The organism is Chitinophaga sp. HK235 (assembly GCF_018255755.1).
Lineage (GTDB): Bacteria > Bacteroidota > Bacteroidia > Chitinophagales > Chitinophagaceae > Chitinophaga.
The window spans coordinates 699,341-719,117 of sequence record NZ_CP073766.1; the positions used below are offsets into that span (position 1 = coordinate 699,341).

Annotated in this window: 18 protein-coding genes; 10 read left to right on the forward strand and 8 right to left on the reverse strand. The window is 47.0% G+C overall.

All coding sequences use genetic code 11. From position 1 onward, the window contains the following. Positions 1-67 precede the first annotated feature (67 nt). The 4 genes from KD145_RS02075 to KD145_RS02090 all read left to right on the forward strand — a co-directional run bounded on the left by KD145_RS02075 (position 68) and on the right by KD145_RS02090 (position 5,367). Positions 68-2,173: a copper-translocating P-type ATPase gene (locus tag KD145_RS02075; protein WP_249219710.1), complete on the forward strand. Its 2,106-nt coding sequence runs from the start codon at positions 68-70 to the stop codon at positions 2,171-2,173. A gap of 71 nt (positions 2,174-2,244) precedes the next feature. Further along, a complete protein-coding gene (locus tag KD145_RS02080) occupies positions 2,245-3,360 on the forward strand; it encodes an SPFH domain-containing protein (RefSeq protein ID WP_212004263.1) in 1,116 nt (371 codons plus the stop codon). A gap of 96 nt (positions 3,361-3,456) precedes the next feature. After that, the gene (locus KD145_RS02085) at positions 3,457-4,581 is read left to right on the forward strand and encodes a hypothetical protein (protein WP_212004264.1); all 1,125 of its coding nucleotides are present in this window, start codon (positions 3,457-3,459) and stop codon (positions 4,579-4,581) included. 222 nt (positions 4,582-4,803) lie between these two features. After that, positions 4,804-5,367, forward strand: coding sequence for a DUF4142 domain-containing protein (locus tag KD145_RS02090; RefSeq protein ID WP_212004265.1), 564 nt, complete (start codon positions 4,804-4,806; stop codon positions 5,365-5,367). A 64-nt stretch (positions 5,368-5,431) separates the two neighbouring features. Here the strand turns inward: KD145_RS02090 and KD145_RS02095 are convergent, their stop codons facing one another. The 6 genes from KD145_RS02095 to KD145_RS02120 form a co-directional block, all read right to left on the reverse strand. Further along, a complete protein-coding gene (locus KD145_RS02095; RefSeq protein ID WP_212004266.1) occupies positions 5,432-5,704 on the reverse strand; it encodes a GNAT family N-acetyltransferase in 273 nt (90 codons plus the stop codon). Positions 5,705-5,707: 3 nt separating this feature from the next. After that, complete coding sequence (locus KD145_RS02100; RefSeq protein ID WP_212004267.1) at positions 5,708-6,148, reverse strand: (4Fe-4S)-binding protein; 441 nt, start codon at positions 6,146-6,148, stop codon at positions 5,708-5,710. 1 nt (position 6,149) lies between these two features. Next, on the reverse strand, positions 6,150-6,551 hold the full coding sequence (locus KD145_RS02105; protein WP_212004268.1) for an OsmC family protein: 402 nt from the start codon (positions 6,549-6,551) through the stop codon (positions 6,150-6,152). A 12-nt stretch (positions 6,552-6,563) separates the two neighbouring features. Next, a complete protein-coding gene (locus KD145_RS02110; RefSeq protein ID WP_212004269.1) occupies positions 6,564-7,193 on the reverse strand; it encodes an alpha/beta hydrolase in 630 nt (209 codons plus the stop codon). 1 nt (position 7,194) lies between these two features. Then, positions 7,195-8,130: a ring-cleaving dioxygenase gene (locus KD145_RS02115; protein WP_212004270.1), complete on the reverse strand. Its 936-nt coding sequence runs from the start codon at positions 8,128-8,130 to the stop codon at positions 7,195-7,197. 98 nt (positions 8,131-8,228) lie between these two features. Continuing rightward, positions 8,229-8,762 (reverse strand): YceI family protein, encoded by a 534-nt coding sequence (locus KD145_RS02120; protein ID WP_212004271.1) that lies wholly within the window; start codon positions 8,760-8,762, stop codon positions 8,229-8,231. A gap of 387 nt (positions 8,763-9,149) precedes the next feature. On the opposite strand from KD145_RS02120, the gene KD145_RS02125 reads away from it, so the two are divergent. The 4 genes from KD145_RS02125 to KD145_RS02140 all read left to right on the forward strand — a co-directional run bounded on the left by KD145_RS02125 (position 9,150) and on the right by KD145_RS02140 (position 14,060). Then, the gene (locus KD145_RS02125; RefSeq protein ID WP_212004272.1) at positions 9,150-10,517 is read left to right on the forward strand and encodes an exonuclease domain-containing protein; all 1,368 of its coding nucleotides are present in this window, start codon (positions 9,150-9,152) and stop codon (positions 10,515-10,517) included. Between the two features lie 118 nt (positions 10,518-10,635). Continuing rightward, positions 10,636-11,565 (forward strand): phosphoribosylaminoimidazolesuccinocarboxamide synthase, encoded by a 930-nt coding sequence (locus KD145_RS02130; protein ID WP_212004273.1) that lies wholly within the window; start codon positions 10,636-10,638, stop codon positions 11,563-11,565. 109 nt (positions 11,566-11,674) lie between these two features. Then, positions 11,675-13,471: an ABC transporter ATP-binding protein gene (locus KD145_RS02135; RefSeq protein ID WP_212004274.1), complete on the forward strand. Its 1,797-nt coding sequence runs from the start codon at positions 11,675-11,677 to the stop codon at positions 13,469-13,471. A gap of 157 nt (positions 13,472-13,628) precedes the next feature. Next, positions 13,629-14,060 (forward strand): DUF3276 family protein, encoded by a 432-nt coding sequence (locus KD145_RS02140; RefSeq protein WP_212004275.1) that lies wholly within the window; start codon positions 13,629-13,631, stop codon positions 14,058-14,060. Between the two features lie 119 nt (positions 14,061-14,179). Here KD145_RS02140 and pgi read toward each other — a convergent pair whose 3' ends face one another. Both pgi and KD145_RS02150 read right to left on the reverse strand, forming a co-directional pair. Continuing rightward, on the reverse strand, positions 14,180-15,835 hold the full coding sequence (gene pgi / locus KD145_RS02145; protein ID WP_212004276.1) for a glucose-6-phosphate isomerase: 1,656 nt from the start codon (positions 15,833-15,835) through the stop codon (positions 14,180-14,182). 54 nt (positions 15,836-15,889) lie between these two features. Next, a complete protein-coding gene (locus tag KD145_RS02150; RefSeq protein WP_212004277.1) occupies positions 15,890-16,696 on the reverse strand; it encodes a hypothetical protein in 807 nt (268 codons plus the stop codon). Between the two features lie 164 nt (positions 16,697-16,860). Between KD145_RS02150 and prfB the strand changes: the two genes are divergently transcribed. Further along, positions 16,861-17,956 (forward strand): peptide chain release factor 2 gene (gene prfB, locus KD145_RS02155; protein WP_212004278.1). Its coding sequence is split into 2 segments (ribosomal slippage): positions 16,861-16,920 and positions 16,922-17,956, totalling 1,095 coding nucleotides; the frame shifts between segments, so codons are not numbered across the junction. 116 nt (positions 17,957-18,072) lie between these two features. After that, on the forward strand, positions 18,073-19,704 hold the full coding sequence (gene pruA, locus KD145_RS02160; protein WP_212004279.1) for an L-glutamate gamma-semialdehyde dehydrogenase: 1,632 nt from the start codon (positions 18,073-18,075) through the stop codon (positions 19,702-19,704). The last annotated feature ends 73 nt before the right edge of the window (positions 19,705-19,777 follow it).

Consider the following 19,777-nt stretch of genomic DNA (forward strand, 5'->3'; position numbering starts at 1 on the left):
GCTATGTAATCGGCAATTTTACAACAATTAAACTATACAGTTGTAATACCTAAAACCGGTTATCGCTATGGAAAAACACCAGCACATGCATATGCACATGGACCATGACCATCACGACAAAGAGCCTATGGACCACGTACATGACCACACGAAGCATGAAGAACATCCCCACCATCATCATACAGACCATACTAACCATGACGCCCACACGGAACATGGTGGACATGGCGGACATGCGGGCCACGACCATCAGGCGATGATCAACGATTTCCGTAAAAGATTTTATGTGGTATTGGTATTGACTGTTCCGGTAATGCTGCTGTCTAAGATGATACAGCTCTGGCTGGGATTACAGATCAGTTTCCCTGGTGATCAGTATGTGCTGACTGCTCTTTCTTCCATCATCTTTTTTTACGGAGGATGGCCCTTCCTTTCGGGCTGGTTGTCAGAGATGCGCCAGCGTAACCCGGGAATGATGACCCTGATAGGTTTTGCCATTACGGTGGCTTTTATTTATAGCCTGGCCACGCTGTTTGGTTTACGGGGTATGGACTTCTTCTGGGAACTGGCCACACTGATTCTGATCATGTTGCTGGGACACTGGATTGAAATGAAGTCGGTGGCCGGAGCATCCCGTGAGCTGGAACTGCTGGTGCAGCTGATGCCTGCGGAAGCGCATCTGGTGGAAAATGGCAGTATCAGGGAAGTGAAAACAGATAGCCTGCAACCGGGTGATGTGGTGCTGATAAAACCCGGAGAAAAGGTAGCTGCTGACGGTACTGTAACCGATGGCAGCAGTTATCTCAATGAATCCATGTTGACCGGTGAATCAAAACCCGTGAAAAAAAGTATAGGCGACAGGGTTATTGCCGGTTCCATCAACGGTAACCATGCATTGCATGTAAAAGTATCGCATAACGCAGCATCTTCCTACCTCTCCCAGGTCATCAAACTGGTGAATGATGCGCAGCAGGCTAAGTCCAATACACAACTGCTCGCCGACAAGGCAGCCCGTTGGCTGACGCTCATCGCCATTGTAGCAGGTATCAGCACTTTTGTATACTGGCGTATAGATGGACAGTCTATTTCTTTTGCCATGGAAAGGATGGTAACGGTGATTGTGATCTGCTGTCCGCATGCCCTTGGTCTGGCAGTGCCGCTGGTAGTAGCACGTTCCACCACCATGGCTGCCAAAAACGGGCTGCTTATAAAAAACAGGACGGCCTTTGAAAATGCCCGTAAAATCACTACGCTGGTATTTGATAAAACCGGTACCCTCACCGTTGGTAAGTTTCAGGTGGTGCAGATGGAAACACTCGACAATAGTTACTCCCGTGAAGATATACTGGTACTCGCAGCAGCAGTGGAACAACAGTCAGAGCATCCTATTGCCACTGGTATTGTAGACAAAGCCCGTTCACTGGGACTGCAGATCCCCGTTGCCTCAGAGATGCAGGCGATGGCTGGAAAGGGCATTCAGGCAAGTGTCGCAGGTAAACAGGTGATGGTGGTGAGCCCCGCCTATGTAAAAGAACAGTTTCCACAACAACAGGAAGTGGCGCAGAATGGCACTGGTACGTTATCCTATGTGATTATTAATAACAAGCCTGCAGGTTATGTAGTGCTGGCAGATGAACTGAGGCCTGAATCCTTCCCGGCTGTGCAGACACTGAAGAAGGAACGTATCGCCACTGTACTGCTCACAGGCGACAACAAAAAAGTAGCGGCGGCTGTAGCGAAGCAGTTGCAACTTGACAGTTATATTGCAGAAGTGCTGCCTCACCAGAAGCTGGAAGAAATCCGCAAACTACAGGCTGCAGGGCAGTTTGTAGCAATGACCGGCGACGGTATCAATGATGCACCGGCACTGGCTCAGGCGGATGTGGGTATTGCCATTGGCTCCGGGTCTGATATAGCTGCAGAAACAGCAGGTATTGTACTCGTCAATAGCAATCCACAGGATATCGTAAGCTTGATACGTTTTGGTAAAGCCACTTATCGTAAAATGATCCAGAATCTGGCCTGGGCTACCGGTTACAATGTCATCACCATGCCGTTGGCAGCCGGCGTACTTTATCACTGGGGCGTGTTATTGAGCCCAGCTGCCGGTGCGGTGTTAATGACAGTGAGTACGGTAATTGTGGCTATCAATGCCAGATTGCTGAAATTATAACACTTCATTATTAGTATTTCCAATAAATAATTCTATAAATTTGACCAGTGATGTTCTAAAAAACCTGTTATATGGGAATATTTGATAAACTCCGGAATGAATTTATTGACATTATTGAGTGGACAGACCCGTCCGCAGACACCATTGTATGGAAGTTTCCCCGTTACCAGAATGAAATAAAAATGAACGCCAAACTGACGGTCAGAGAATCGCAGGTGGCTGTTTTTATGAATGAAGGTAAAATTGCTGATGTTTTTCAACCGGGCATGTATACACTGACTACTCAGAACATGCCTATACTCACCACTTTACAGGGATGGAAATATGGTTTTAACAGCCCCTTTAAAGCAGATGTGTTTTTTATAAGCATGCGGCAGTTCACCAACCAGAAATGGGGCACCAAAAACCCGGTTATGCTCCGGGATGTGGAATTCGGACCAGTACGCCTGCGTGCTTTTGGCAGCTACGCTTTCCGTGTGAACGATGCAACTACATTCCTGAAGGAAGTTGCTGCCACCAACCCTGAGTACACCGTCGATGGTATCAATGAGCAGCTGCGTAATCTGGCCGTTTCCCGCGGTATGGATGCTATCGCGGAAGCGAAGATCCCGGTGCTCGACCTGGCGGCAAAGTATGATGAAGTATCACAACTGATCACCGATAAGATCCGACCAGAGTTTAACGAACTGGGTCTGGACCTGACAAAGTTTCTCATCGAAAATATTTCCCTGCCACCGGAAGTGGAAGAGGCGCTGGACAAACGCAGCAGCATGGGTATCGTGGGCAACCTGGGCGCTTATGCGCAGTTCCAGGCAGCCAATGCCATGGAAAAAGCCGCTGCCAATCCTTCGGGTGGCCTGGCTGCCGCCGGCCTGGGTGCCGGTATGGGCGCTGCCATGATGGGACAGGTAGGAAATGTGTTCCAGAACAACCAGGTTAATCAACAGCAGCCTGCCGCCGGGCCAGGCATGCCTCCACCATTGCCTGGTACAGAACCGTTTTATGTAGCTGTTGAAGGTAAACAGGCCGGTCCTTACAATATGGACCAGCTGAAACAACTGGCTGCATCCGGCGGTTTACAGTCACAAACACTGGTATGGAAAACAGGTATGGCCGCATGGGCCGCTGCCTCCACGGTACCGGAACTGGCCCCTGTGCTGGCTACCGTACCGCCACCACTGCCTTAAACCTATTCCCGATAGTAAATGTAAGTGAATGGCGTATATCCGTGGACGATATACGCCATTCATTATTCTGATGTATAAATTTTCCCGCTATCATCTATGTCTTTTGAGGAAAAAACAAGTGAAACAGTATCCTCGCTGAAATGTCAGAATTGCGGCGCCATACTGCATTATGCCCCCGGTACCAACAGCCTGAAATGTGAGTATTGCGGCACAGTGAATACTATTGAAGAAGAAAATGCAGTACCCGAAAGTATTCATGCATTTGACTATGATACTTTTATTGCAGATCTGCAAGGTCATACAGAAAATACGGAGCAGGCTGTGGTGGTGAAATGTAATAGCTGCGGTGCCTCTACTACCATGCTCCCCAATGTTACTGCTGATGCCTGTCCTTTCTGTGCTTCGCCGCTGGTAGTGCAGCAGGGGACTTCAACAACCATCCTGCAGCCACATTATGTACTACCTTTCGTAGTGAGCGATAAGGAAGCCCAGCAATATTTCCAGCAATGGATGAGCAAGTTGTGGTTTGCGCCGTCTGATCTGGTAAGAAAAGTAAAAGATGCTTCCAGACAGCAACTGAAAGGGGTATATATACCTCACTGGAGTTATGATACCAATACCGTGACTTCCTATCGTGGTCAGCGGGGAGAATACTATTACACTACCGAAACCTATACAGAGGAAGTGAATGGTAAAACGGAGACACGTACACGTCAGGTGCGTCATACAGCCTGGTACAACGCTTCCGGCGTAGTAGATAATTCATTCCGTGATGTATTGGTTACTGCGAGTCCTTCGCTGCCCCGTAAAATGGCAGAGATACTGGAACCCTGGCATCTGGACCAGCTTAAAGCCTACGATGGGCGCTATCTGAGCGGTTTCAGGGCAGAACTCTACCAGACCAATGCAGAGCAGGGACTGGCCATCGCCAAAAAGAGAATGGACCCCGTTATCCAGGATGAAATCCGTTCAGATATTGGTGGTGATGAGCAGTCTATTGACAGTTACAATGTCCAGTATAACGAGCTCGGACTGAAGTACCTGTTGCTGCCGGTATGGTTGAGTGCTTACCGTTATGATAACAAGCTGTATCATTTTGTAGTCAACGCCAGCACCGGCGAAGTGACGGGCGACCGCCCCTACAGCTGGATGAAAATAGTCGGTCTTATTGTCGCTATTATCGTTGCAGCTGTCATTATCTATCTTGCCACCCAGCAATAACTTTATAGGGGTTGATCAATTACGATCGACCCCGTTTTTTTATCCCCCGTTATTTTACATACTGAGGAAATGCTTCTACAATAAAGCATCCCCGGCCATTAGCCTATCTTCATTACATCTTCTTCCTTAATAAATTAATGCTGCTTCTTCCGCACATGGTACCTTTTTTGTCGCATGCAGGGAGAAAGAGAAACCTTTATTTACCCAATAATTTCAATAGCCATGAAAAAGTCAATCTTTTTTGTAACGGCGCTGTTGGGTGCATGGATGTTGCATTCCTGTGGCAATAGACACAATCCACAACATGAGAAACCTGAAGATTCAGCCAACGCCATCAATGAGACAATGAGAAAAGTGGATGACACCTCTTCTGCGTTTGCAGTGGACGCAGCTGACAAAAACATGATGGAAATACAGTTGGGAAAACTGGCGCAGGAAAAGGCTGAAAACCCGAGAGTGAAAGCATTTGCCACTATGATGGTGGAAGAACATACCAAAGCCAATGATCAGTTAAAGACAATTGCCAGCAGAAAAGGAATTGTACTGCCAACAGAACTGTCTACCGCATCAAAGAATTTTATCGATAGATGGAGCAAAAAAAAGGTGGAACGCTTTGATAAGGAATATATACGCGAGATGGTGGACCACCATAACCAGGATGTGAAGGATTTTGACAACGCCGCCAATAACCTGCAGGATGAAACACTGAAAGAATGGGCCAGAAAAATGTTGCCTGTTCTGATGGTGCACCAGGATTCCGCCAGGGCTATTAGTGAATCTCTGTAGTCAATTACGAATTACGAATGAATGAAAAATTGTGTTAATCCGTAATTCGTAATTGATAACCTGATCATAATAGATCGTTGTATTCCGGGTGTTTTTTCATATAGGCGTGTACGTAAGGGCACAAGGGTTTTACCTTCAGATGGTTGGCCCGTGCATACTCCAATACATATTTGGCCAGTTGGGAGGCAATACCTTTACCTTCCAGTTCCGGCGGTACTTCCGTGTGTATATAGGCGATGCCGCCGGGGAACAGTTTATAAACAATAAAGGCGGTGTGCCCGTCTACCACTGTTTCGAACTGGTGTTTGGTGGTGTTTTGCTGAATAGTAAGTTCCATATATTATTCGTTGTCTGTAAATCCTGTTTTAATATGTGTACCGTCGCAGTAGGGCATATTGGAAGAGCTCCCACAGCGACAGAAAGCGGTAACCTTATACTCCTGTGTTTCGTGGCCGGATGTATCCTTTGTATGAATGCTGCCATATATCAGCCTCGGACCATTAGGTACTATCTCTGCCAGGCTGCTTGCGGTTATCTCCGGAGATGATCCATCTGCCAGCACTTCCTTGTTCATAAAATAAGTGAGCGCACCGGATGGACATTTTTTTACCTGTTGTATGATCCGTTCTGTGTTACTGCCTGCAGCATTGATCCATGGTTTGGCATGAGGATCAAATACCTCAGGGAGGCCGCGGAAACATACTTCCGAGTGTTTGCACACTTCGGGTTTCCATACGATGGTTACTTCACCATTGGAGTATGTTTTGGTAATGTCTTTCATATCAATCTGCTTTAGTATTGATAATAATAGGGTTCGAAAGTACTTTATGAACAGGGCATGCATGGGCTATTTCCATCAGCCTTTTCCTTTGTGTTTCATCGAGGTCGCCTGTAATATGTACGAGGCATTCGATGACGGTTGTTTTTGGATCTGGTTTGGCATCACTGTCAAACCGGAGTTCTACATCTATCTTTTCCACCGGCCATTTTTTTCGTGCCGCATACATAGTGAGCGTGATGGCGGTACAGGAGCCCAGACTGCTGAGTAATAACTCGCCGGGAGTAGGGCCGGTATCGCCACCAGACACCTCTGCCGGTTCATCTGCCAGCCATCGGTGGTCTCGTGCTGAAATTGATACCTGATACGGAATTCCTTCGATACTTACTTTTACTTCTTCGTTCATTTTATTGCGGTGTTACCGGAAATTTTCCTTTACCCAGCCTGCGGCCAGGTCAATATCCTGTTGTGTTAATTGATGTCCTGCATTGATATCGTAGTTGCTTACCTGGAAGCCGTTGGCAGTTAGCAGGGTGGCATAGGCTGCGGTGGCAGCAGGTTCTACGGTGTGGTCTGTTTTTCCTGAGCTCATGAATACAGGCTGTTGCCGCGTGGTTTCAAACGGATCTTCAATACCATGCAACGGCTGCATAGGCCGGAAAAGTACGGCGCCTGCCAGCAGTTCGGGATAGAGCATCAGCACAGCCCCTGCAATATTGGCACCGTTGGAATACCCGGCAGCTACGAGCTGCTGCAGGTCAAACCCTTCTTTGGCCGACAGTTCCTTAAGAAAGTGGACCATTTCATGTGTTCTGAAATGTACATCCTGCTCATCAAAAACGCCCATGGACAGCCGGCGGAAGAAGCGGGGCATACCCTGTTCCTGTACATTGCCCCGAAGGCTTAATACATGGAAATGCGGTGCCATAGCCGGTGCCAGCGGCAACATATCCCGCTCATCACCACCGGTACCATGCAGTAATAATAACGTATAGGCGTTATGGTTAGCTGCCGGCTGGTAAATATATTGCAAGGGTTGAAAGTCCATCTTAAACCAGTTTAATCAGTTTCTGTTCTATCTCTGCCCGCTGTGGTTCGAATTGAGCGGGCAACATCAGATGCGTACCCAGTTCGTCAACAGACTCATCTACAGTGAATCCGGGCGTGTCTGTAGCCAGTTCAAAAAGCACGCCGCCCGGCTCTCTGAAATATACAGAGCGAAAATATTTCCGGTCCAGCTGTGGAGTGGCATTTAATCCCAGTGCTTCCAGTTTTTCACGGTAGTGCAGTTCCATAGCATCATCTTTCATGCGGAAGGCAATATGATGAATGCTGCCACCAGCCACATGGCCGCGGAGTTCGCCCTTGGCTTCTACCAGATCGATATAATTGGCGGTATCGCCGGCAGGGCTGGCAAAACGGTACCGGTTGGCATGATGTTTAATCAACTCAAACCCGAAAACGGATACCAGCAGATCGGCGGTGGCCTGTATGTCGTCCAGGGTCAGCGTGACATGATGAAAGCCACGGGTGGCGTTTTCAGCGCTCACCTCGGCTGTTTCCCAGGGTACACGGTCATCTGTTTTTTCAGGTACGGTCAGCTCTATCTTAAGTCCGTCCGGGTCCAGGAAAGTAAGGTATATCTCCCCGAATTTGGAAGAAGGCTTGTTGTAAATAATATTGGCGGCATCCAGCCTTTTCAGCCAGAAATTAATGCTGCCCTCCGGTATGGAATAGCCAATCTCTGTGGCCATATGGGTGCCTCTGCGTCCGGCCATTATATCTTCCCAGGGAAAGAATGTCAGAATTGTGCCAGGGCTACCTGTTTTGTCTCCATAGTAAAAGTGATAGGTATGCGGATCGTCAAAGTTCACCGTTTTCTTAACAAAACGCAATCCCATTATCCTCGTATAAAAATCATAATTCTTTTTTGCATTACCGGAAATCGCGGTAATATGATGCAGTCCTGTTATTGCTTGATCCATATGCCTTTTCATTTTGAGGATTCTTTGATTTTCGATTTTCTGATGAATGCGTAGTCACATCAAAAAATCGAAAATCAAAAAATCAGTCGTCAGTATTATTACTGCTTCAGCAGTTGTACTTCACATTGTATCTTTACTTCATCGCTGACCATTACGCCACCGGCTTCTGTCGCGGCGTTCCATGTCAATCCGAAATCCTTGCGGTTGATTTTACCATTGATCGTAAAACCGGCTTTGGTATTGCCCCAGGGATCTTTTACAACGCCACCGAATTCAACATCCAGCTTCACGTTTTTAGTCACATCACGGATGGTCAGATCGCCATGCAGTACATAAGAGCCGTCATTGTCCACACTTTCAATTTTGGTGGCTGCAAAACTGATGTTCCGGAACTTGTTGACATCAAAGAAGTCGGGGGAACGGAGGTGCTCATCACGCTGCGTATTGGCTGTGGTGATTGAATCCACATCAACCGTAGCAGTAGCTTTGGCGTTTAGAAAGTCTTCTCCTTCTGTTTCAGCTTCTACCCGGAAGTTGGTAAACCTGCCGGTAACATTGGTAATCATCAGGTGTCTGATCTTGAAAGAGAGTTCGCTGTGATCGGCGTCGGATACCCATTTTAGTTTTGCCATAATCGATGAGATGTTTTATTGATGATTAAATAGTTTGTCTTATTGACACTGCAAATTTCAGATAAAGTGCAGTGGGTTGAAATGGATAAAATAAACTTAATGATGTACAAAAATTTCCCGGACTGGTTAAATATAACGCTTTAGTAAGGAAGTATGCTGTCTCAGCTTATGTTTAAATTTTTTTGCATAATATAAACATTATGCATGAAAAATTGTTCAATTGTGTTGAGGCTGTCGTCGCTGCTGCCGCTGACACCTCCATTGTACAAACAGGGGGATCACGCAGGATCAGTGATTCACCTGTTGTGTCGTAGATTTTTTATCTTTTGCTGGCATTAAGGCAATTAAGAAGGTTGAACAAAAAGCAACAACCTTTATCTTTGTAAGGTGTACGCAATAGTAGATATAGAAACCACAGGCGGCCATGCCAGCGCCAACGGAATTACCGAGATCGCCATCTACCTGTCTGATGGCCGGGAGGTCACCCAGCATTATCAGACGCTGATTAATCCGGGTGTTCCTATTCCTTATTACATAGAATCACTGACGGGCATCACCAACAGTATGGTGGCAGAAGCTCCGCCCTTTGAAGCGGTGGCACCGATGATACATGGGCTGTTACAGGACCGGATCTTTGTAGCGCATAATGTCAACTTTGATTATTCCTTTGTAAAGCATCATCTGGCGGCTGCCGGCTTCGAACTGCAATGCAAAAAACTCTGTACTGTAAGGCTGGGCCGCAAAATCTTTCCGGGCCTGCCTTCGTATAGCCTGGGTAACTTCTGCCGGCATATGAATATTCCGGTCAACGGCCGCCACCGCGCCGGCGGCGATGCGGAAGCTACCGCCAAACTTTTTGCCCTGATGCTGCAGCATGACACAGAAAAGGCCATCGCCACCGCCCTCAAAGTAGGCTCCAAAGAGCAGTTCCTGCCACCTAACCTGGAGCCGGAGGTGGTGAAACAGCTTCCGGAAGTACCGGGTGTCTATTATTTTCATGATGTCAAAGGCAAAGTGGTGTATGTAGGAAAAGCCAAGGATATACGTAAACGTGTCAACAGTCATTTCTCCGGTCATAGCGCCAGCAGGCAGCGACAGAATTTCCTCCGGACAATCTTTAATATCACTTATCAGGAAACCGGTACGGAGCTGATGGCCTGTATCCTGGAGTCGGTGGAGATAAAGCGGCTCTGGCCGGCATTCAACCGTGCCCAGAAAAGGGTGGAGTTCCGCTACGGCTTCTATCTCTTTGAAGACCAGGAAGGGTACCTCCGGTTGGCAATCGAGAAAAGACGGAAGTTCAGTACGCCCGTACATGCTTTTAACATGCTGATAGACGGGCACCGGCTGCTGCGCGCCCTGATCAAACAATTTGAACTGTGTCCTAAGTTGTGTTTTCTGCAAAAGGGGGAGGGTACCTGTGCCGGTGTGACGGCTGCCACCTGCCATGGAGCCTGCGACAAACGGGAAGCCCCTGAAACCTATAACCAACGGGTGAAAGCGGCCATCGCTTTTTTGCAGGAGCAGCAACCGTCTGTAGTGATCATGGACAAAGGCCGCAATAGCGATGAACAAAGCTGTATCCTGCTGGAAAAAGGCCGGTTCTACGGTATGGGTTATGTGCCGGCACACCTCCGGGCTACTGACGCCGAAACGCTCAGGCCCCATCTCACACAATACCCGGAAAATGAAGTGATCATTAGTTTGCTGCGGCCTTACGCTACAAACAGCAAACAATTATCATCCCCCCAATAAAATCAACAAAAGGTAAAAAAATCAGAAGAATCAGTTTGAATCATGCAAATCATAGTTACTTTTGCACCTCGCAATTGTGATAATTAATCTGTGATATTCAATCTTTAATTAATAGTTCATGTTAGAATCAAATTTCAAATTCCCGGGTCAGACCGCCTTTTACAAAGGGAAAGTACGTGATGTATACACCATTGAGGACAGACTCATGGTAATGGCCGTTAGTGACCGTATCTCCGCGTTTGATGTGGTATTGCCCCGTCCTATTCCTTACAAAGGACAGGTACTGAACCAGGTAGCGGCCATCATGCTGGAAGCTACTAAGGATATCGTACCTAACTGGGTAAAAAGTACCCCGCTGCCTAACGTAACCATAGGTTTGAAATGCGAAACCTTCCCGGTAGAAATGGTAGTTCGCGGAAACCTCACCGGTCATGCGTGGAGAACTTATAAAACCGGACAGCGTGTACTCTGTGGCGTTACTATGCCGGAAGGCCTGAAGGAAAATGACTTTTTCCCTGAGCCAATCATCACACCAACCACCAAAGCACATGAAGGTCACGATGAAGATATCTCCCGTGAAGAAATCATTGCCCAGGGTCTGGTGAGCAAAGAAGATTACGAGCAACTGGAAAAATACACCCTCGCGCTGTTTGCAAGAGGTAAGGAGCTGGCTGCACAACGTGGTCTGATCCTGGTAGATACCAAATATGAATTCGGTAAAATTGGTGACACCATCTACGTGATCGATGAAATCCACACACCGGATTCTTCCCGTTACTTCTATGCTGAAGGTTACGAAGAAAATCAGCAAGCCGGCAAACAACAACGCCAGCTTAGCAAGGAATTTGTTCGTGAATGGCTGATGGAAAACGGTTTCCAGGGTAAAGACGGTCAGCAGGTACCTGAAATGACCGACGCTTTCGTTAACAGCGTGAGCGAGCGTTATATCGAGCTGTTTGAGAACATCACCGGTCAGAAATTTGTGAAAGAAGATGTGACACCGGAAGAAGCAGAAGCGAAAATCGTCGCAGCGCTGAAACAATTCTAAACTGTCACAGACGCAAGATAAAGAAAAGACCCGGGCATGATCTGCATGCGCCGGGTCTTTTCTTTGATGCGTAATTCGATTGACTTATTTTTGCAATAAAGATATCCGATTGAAACATTTAGCCGCACTCAATAAATACTTCATAGCCCAGAAATGGCGCCTTATCCTGGGACTGTTGTTTACCGCCATATCTATCGTATTCAGCATTTTTCAGCCCATCATGGTCCGGCAGATCTTTGACCTGCTGTCGCATAACCTGGATGAGTACCGTATACTCAGTGACACCGGACTTAAAGGTGCCTTCCGGTCAGATTTCTCCCATATCCTGGCATTTTACGGCGTCAGCATTCTGGTCTTTGCTTTGCTGAGCGGTTTCTTTCTCTTCCTGCAAAGACAGACGCTCATTGTGATGAGCCGTCATATTGAATATGACCTGAAGAATGAAATTTATCAGCACTACCAGCGGCTTGACCTCAACTTTTTCAAAATGCACCGTACCGGTGACCTCATGAGCCGTATTACGGAAGATGTTTCCCGGGTGCGGATGTACGTAGGGCCTGCCATTATGTATGCTTCCCGCACGGTGTTTCTGATTGTGATCATCGTATACCTGATGCTAAAGGTAAACCCGCTGCTGACACTGTATACATTATCGCCGTTGCCCTTTCTGGCCCTCATGATTTATTATGTGAACCGGGTTATCCATCGCAAAAGTGAGAAGATACAGGCTGAGCTGTCTAATATCACGTCTATTGCCCAGGAGTCCTATTCCGGCATACGGGTGATCAAATCCTATGTACAGGAAGGAGCCAGTGGCCGGCATTTTGAAAGCGCGAGTGAAGCTTACAAGAACAGCTCCATCAGTCTGGCAAAAACGGACGCACTATTTCAACCCGCCATGGCACTGATGATCGGGCTGAGCGTTATCCTCACTATTTTTATTGGTGGTATACAGGTGATCGCTGGTAATATCACAGTGGGGAACCTGGCGGAGTTTGTGATTTATGTAAACATGCTGATGTTCCCGTTTTTATCTATCGGGCTGGTGGCAACGATGATACAGCGTGCGGCCGCCTCACAGCAACGCATAAACGAATTTCTGCAGATTGAGCCGGGTATTAAAGATGAACCCGGTGCCCGGTCTGTGGAGCTCAACGGCACCATTCGCTTTGATCATGTAACGTTTACATACGCTCATACGGGTATCACCGCGTTAAAAGATGTCAACCTGCGTATTGAGGCTGGGCAGAAAGTGGCGATCATTGGCCGTACCGGTTCCGGGAAGAGTACGCTGGCACAGCTGCTGATCCGTATGTTTGATCCCCAGGAAGGTAAGGTAATGCTGGATGACCAGGATGTGCGTTACCTGCATCTGGAGCAGCTGCGTTCCCGGATCAGTTATGTGCCGCAGGACGTGTTTCTGTTCTCTGATTCCATCGCCAACAACATCCGCTTTGGTGATCCTGCAGCTAATCTGCAGGCTGTCCGGCAAGCTGCCCGGCAGGCTTCGGTGGAGAAAGATATCCTTGGCTTTAATGAAGGTTTCGACACGGAGATAGGAGAGCGCGGCGTAACCCTCAGCGGTGGCCAGAAACAACGTATATCCATCGCCCGTGCCCTCATCAAGGACCCTGGTATCATGATCTTTGATGACTGCCTCTCTGCCGTAGACGCCCGTACGGAAAAAGAGATCATCGGTAACCTCTATGCCTATCTGAAGGATAAAACCGCGCTGATCATTACCCATCGTATCTTTTCACTTTTTGAGTTTGATAAGATCATTGTATTGGATGAAGGAAAGATAGTGGAAGAAGGGACACATGAAGAATTATTATCATTGAATGGTTACTATGCAGAGCTGTACGCAAGACAGCAATCCGGTGAAGACGAAAGTGTAACTGAGTAACAATCATAATCTTGTATATGCCCGGCCATAGCCCGTTACAGGGAAGTTTTATGTTTTTTCAAAATCATTTAAAAATATTTTGATATTTGTAAAACAATAGTATATTTGTTCCTTATTGTAACAGGATTTGATTCGTTAACACTTAAATCTATCAACTGTGGCGTACGAAAACAACAATCAACAGGAAAGAAACAATGATAGCATCTTTTCTAAACGATTGAAAGCGGGCAAAAGAAGAACGTACTTCTTTGATGTAAAGACCACTCGGGGAAATGATTACTTTCTTACTATTACGGAGAGTAAGAAACGTTTTAATGACAACGGTTATGACAGGCACAAGGTATTCCTGTACAAGGAGGACTTTAACAAGTTCCTGAATGCATTAACCGAAACTATCAACTATGTAAAAACAGAGTTGATGCCCGATTTCGATTTTGATGCCTACAATCACGATTATGTGCAGGAAGACCAGGAGGAAACAGACGGCGACAATGAGGTATCCCGTACCGCAGATGTAGCAGTTTCCGCGCCGGTTGTTGCGGCATCCGCCCCAGCTTCACATAGCGCTGACGAGGTAGATAAATGGTAACGGTGATGCCTATGATGCCCTTCTGAAACCAACAAGAAAAATCATAGGTTTTCTTTTAACTTATAAAGCGAATCGCCCATTGATACATATCAATGGGCGATTCGCTTTTTTTGTTGTGTTTATTGTTTTCTTAACTTCTTGAATGCGTTGATTAATCCGTTCGTACTGGCGTCGTGGTTAGTGATAAGCTCTTCGTTCTGCAGTTCAGGCAGGATTTTACCAGCGAGCTGTTTACCCAGTTCTACGCCCCATTGGTCGAAGCTGTAGATGTTCCAGATAACACCCTGTACAAATATTTTATGTTCGTAGAAGGCGATCAGCATACCAAGGGAGCGGGGGGTGATTTCTTTCAGCAGGAAGGAGTTGGACGGGCGGTTGCCGGTAAATACTTTGTAGGGCAGTACCCGTTTGATTTCTTCTTCTGAAGTGTTGGCCTGTTTCAGTTCTGCCAGTACTTCCGCTTCGGTTTTACCATTCATAAGGGCTTCCGTTTGTGCGAAGAAGTTAGAGAGCAGTTTCACATGGTGGTCGCCGATAGGGTTGTGGCTGATGGCCGGTGCGATGAAGTCGCATGGAACCAGGCGGGTACCCTGATGTATCAATTGGTAAAACGCATGTTGACCGTTGGTGCCTGGTTCACCCCAAACGATAGGACCTGTTTCGTAATGTACAGGCTGGCCGTTGCGGTCTACATGTTTTCCGTTGCTCTCCATATTACCTTGCTGGAAGTAGGCAGGGAAACGGTGCATGTATTGATCATAAGGCAGGATAGCTTCAGTGGCTGCACCCAGGAAGTTGCAGTTCCAGATGCCTGCCAGCGCCATGATAGCAGGTATGTTTTCGGCCAGGGGTGTTTGTGTAAAGTGATTGTCGGCTGCATGTGCACCATTGAGCAGTTCGATGAAATTTTCGTAACCGATCGTCAGTGCGATAGATAGGCCGATAGCGGACCACAGAGAATAACGGCCGCCAACCCAGTCCCAGAATTCAAACATGTTATTGGGATCGATGCCGAAGGCTGTCACTGCTTTTTCGTTGGTAGATAAAGCAGCAAAATGTTTGGCAACGAATTTTTCGTCTTTAGCGTGTTCCAGGAACCAGTTCCGCGCAGTATGTGCGTTGGTCATGGTTTCCTGCGTGGTAAATGTTTTCGAAGCAATGAGGAAGAGCGTTTCATCAGGAGTGATGTGCTTCAGTGTTTCCGCAATGTGTGTGCCGTCAACGTTGGAAACGAAGAAAGGCTGGATGCCTGGCTTCCAGTAAGGTTTCAGGGCTTCGGTCACCATTACCGGACCCAGATCAGAGCCACCGATACCGATGTTGACAATATAACGTATAGGCTTGCCCGTATAACCTTTCCATTCACCGGAATGTATCTGCCGGCAGATATGATCCATTTTATTCAGGACGCCGAGTACGTCCGGCATAACATCGCGGCCGTCGAGCAGTACGGGTTTGCCGGAGAAGTTGCGCAGTGCGGTATGCAGTACGGCACGGTTTTCTGTGACGTTGATTTTTTCTGCATGGAACATGGCTTTGATGGCGTTGCTGACGCCGCTCTCTTCTGCCAGTGCCAGCAGCATGCTGCGGGTTTCTTCGGTTATCAGGTTCTTGGAATAGTCAAACAGGGTGTCCTCCAACTGAAGGGAAAACGTAGCAAAACGTTCTCTGTCTTCCATAAACAAGGTACGCATCTGTACCTTTTTCATTTCATCGGCATGTTTTTGCAATGCCTGCCACGATTTCGTGGCTACAGGACTGATAGTAGGAAACATAATTTCTGTTATTAATTGCGCCTCAAAAATAATCTTTTACTTTTTATGATTGCGTTATGATCGCGGTTTCCTGTACAATTGCCAGGAAATAGCGATTGCGATAATACCGATGGCAATGATGCAGGTATGGATGATGGGTTGTTGTTCCATCATACCTGCATCTCTTCGTTTGATGAGTATGCCGTAAAAAGCCCATACTGCTACCAGTGCATGAATAATATTGTTTCTGCGCAGCACCATGATGATACTGATCAGTGTGCCGAGTGATATCATGCTGATAGTCCATACTATCTGAAACCCGCTGCTGCCGGCCCATCCGGTGTATGTCAGCATAGTGGTGATGTTTGCAAGCGTAGCAATATTTACCCAGCCGAGGTAGAGACTGAAAGGAAAATAAATGAATAATTTTTCAGGTAGGGTAGCCGGTTTACTGGCGATTCCGACATTGATATGAATGATAAAAAGTGCCGCCAGCAGAATGAGTATAAGCCCAACAGTTACAGGTATCAGTTCATAATGCCAGGCGAAGAGCCAGGTAGTGTTGGCCACACAACTAATCAGAAACCATTCTTTCAGACAGTTCATCACATGAGCCAGTAGCCGGGGTTGTTTGCCGGAAAAGGCCAGCCATAACTGATATACTATAAAACATAATAACGATAGATAGATCAGGCCCCAGATGTAGAAAGTGAAAGGCGGCGGTGTAAAGAGGGTAGGGTATTCATCTGAAACCTCTCTTATTTTTTTGCCGTTGATAGGCAGCAGCCATGCCAGCGCATTAGCGGCAAGCATGATGATAAAAGCCAGTGTATTAAAAACGGATTTGTTTTTATAGTGGAGGGTTTCATGGGATACCATCATGTAGCAGAAACTTTTTTTATATTAAGTTTTTTGATATTATGGATATGGTTACCAGCAGATTCAGCAAAAATTATGCTAAAGCTGTGTTAAATGATAGCAGTATCAACCGGTAGAATTGTATTGACATTAGCAGAATTGTACATTTTTCCTTACATTTGCCCGCTATGACAATAGAGCAACTTAAAGCTATGAGGGACCGTCTTTACGTCCTGGGAGGTTTTCTTTAACGTCCCTGACCGATTAGCTAAAATAGAAAACGACAAACAATTAAGCCTGGCCCCCGGTTTTTGGGATGATAACGCCAGAGCTACGGCTATCCTGAAAGAAATCAAGGTAAACAAATATTGGGTTGACCTTTATGATCAGGTACAGACTGCTATCGAAGACAGCAGCGTACTCAATGATTTCTTCAAAGAAGGAGAAGCAACGGAAGAAGAAGTAGCGCAGGCTTACAGCAACGCGTTGTCTGCTTTGGAAGACCTGGAATTCAAATCCACCTTGAATCAGCCGGAAGACGAAATGCCGGCAGTACTGACAATCAACTCCGGCGCGGGTGGTACCGAAAGCCAGGATTGGGCGGAGATGCTGCTGCGTATGTATCGGATGTATGGTGAAAAACAAGGCTGGAAAGTTTCTGAAATCGATACCCAATACGGGGAGGGCGCCGGTATTAAATCTGCCACCCTCGAATTCGATGGAGACTTTGCCTACGGACATCTGAAAGCAGAAAGCGGTGTACATCGCCTGGTACGTATTTCCCCGTTTGATTCAAATGCACGCAGGCATACTTCCTTCGCTTCCGTATATGTATATCCGTTAGTGAACGACACGATCGAGATCGCTGTCAATCCTGCCGATCTGGAATGGGAGTTTTACCGTTCCGGTGGTAAAGGCGGACAAAACGTAAACAAAGTGGAGACAGCTGTGCGATTGAAGCACGTTCCTTCCGGCATCATCATCGAATGTCAGCAGGCACGTACACAAGGTGAGAACCGTGAAAAAGCACTCACCATGCTGAAATCCCGTCTGTATGAAGAAGAACTGCGTAAACGCGAAGAGCTGAAAAACGCTGCCAATGCCAACAAACGTAAAATCGAATGGGGCTCGCAGATCAGGTCTTACGTATTTCACCCCTATAAAATGATCAAAGACCACCGCACCGACTATGAAGTAGGTAACGTGGGTCCCGTGATGGACGGTGAGCTGAATGGTTTTATCAAGGCTTACCTGATGATGCAGAAGGAAGAGGACAATAATTGATAACAATAGGTAAATAATGAATAGGTTTCTGCTGCAAATTGCTTTGTAAATTTGCAGCGGAAACTTTTTTTGTTATTAGTTGATTCTTAATTGATACACCAACAAAATCTGAGGAAATGAATACAGGATATTTTGAATATGCAGCACCTGCGAATGAGCCAGTACTGAGTTATGCACCGGGTTCTCCGGAAAGGGCTGCGCTGAAGAAGCAATTGGCAGCCTTTAAAGCTGAAGTGGCAGATATTCCAATGTATATCGGTGGTAAGGAAGTTCGCACCGGTAATACTGTGGATCTCCGTCCGCCGCATGAAATCAAACACAAGTTGGGCCATTTCCACCAGGGCGATGCTTCCCATGTAAAAGCCGCTATCGCTGCCGCACTGGAAGCCCGCGAAAAATGGGCGAACATGGACTGGGAACAACGTGCCGGCATCTTCCTGCGTGCAGCTGATCTGATCGCCACCAAATACCGTTTCCACATAAACGGGGCCACTATGCTCGGTCAAAGTAAAAATGCCTTCCAGGCAGAGATCGACAGCGCCTGCGAACTGATCGACTTCCTCCGTTATAATGTTCACTTCCTGAGCGAAATCTACCGCCAACAGCCTGTAAGCGCACCTGGCATTCACAACAGAATGGAATACCGTCCGCTGGAAGGTTTCGTACTGGCCGTGACACCATTCAACTTCACCGCTATTGCCGGCAACCTGCCTACTTCCGCTGCCATGTGTGGTAACGTAGTAGTATGGAAACCTGCCAACACACAGGTATTTGCGGCTAACATGATCATGAAGATCCTGATTGAAGCTGGTCTGCCTGAAGGTGTTATCAACCTCGTATACGCCGGCGGTCCGCTGATCGGTGATATCTGCTTCGCAGATCCGCATTTTGCAGGTATCCACTTCACCGGCTCTACCGGTGTGTTCCAGACCATGTGGAAAACCATCGGCGAAAACATCCACAAATACAAATCCTATCCCCGCATCGTAGGTGAAACCGGTGGTAAGGACTTCGTGGTAGTACACAAATCCGCTGACGTGGACATCGCTGTGACTGCACTCGCCCGTGGCGCTTTCGAATACCAGGGTCAGAAATGCTCTGCCGCTTCCCGCGCTTATATACCAAGCAATCTTGCAGACGAAATAAAATCAAAACTGGTCGCTGAAATTAAAACCATGAAAATGGGTACCACAGAAGATTTCAGCAACTTCATCAATGCCGTGATCGATGAAAGATCTTTTGATAAGATCGCTCAATACATCGACAACGCTAAAAACGATCCTAAGGCTAAAGTCATTGCCGGCGGTAATTACAACAAAACAGAAGGTTACTTCATCGAGCCAACTGTGATCGAAGCTGCCGATCCTAAGTACGTGACAATGCGCGAAGAAATCTTCGGACCCGTATTAACGATCTATGTTTACGAAGCAGATAAATTTGAAGATTTACTGACTACCGTTGATTCTACTTCTGAATACGCGCTCACCGGTGCTATCATTGCTCAGGACCGCTATGCAGTAGAACTGGCCACCAGAAAACTGGTGAACAGTGCAGGTAACTTCTACATCAACGATAAGCCAACCGGCGCAGTTGTAGGCCAGCAGCCTTTCGGCGGCGCCCGTGCTTCCGGTACCAACGATAAAGCCGGTTCCATGCTGAACCTCTACCGTTGGCTGAGTGCAAGAAGCATCAAGGAAACTTTCGTTCCGGCTACCGATTACCGTTATCCGTTCCTGAAAGAAGCTTAATGTGAAATGTTCATGACTTGATATAAAGGCGGTGAATGTATATTCACCGCCTTTTACTTATTTTGTAAGCGAA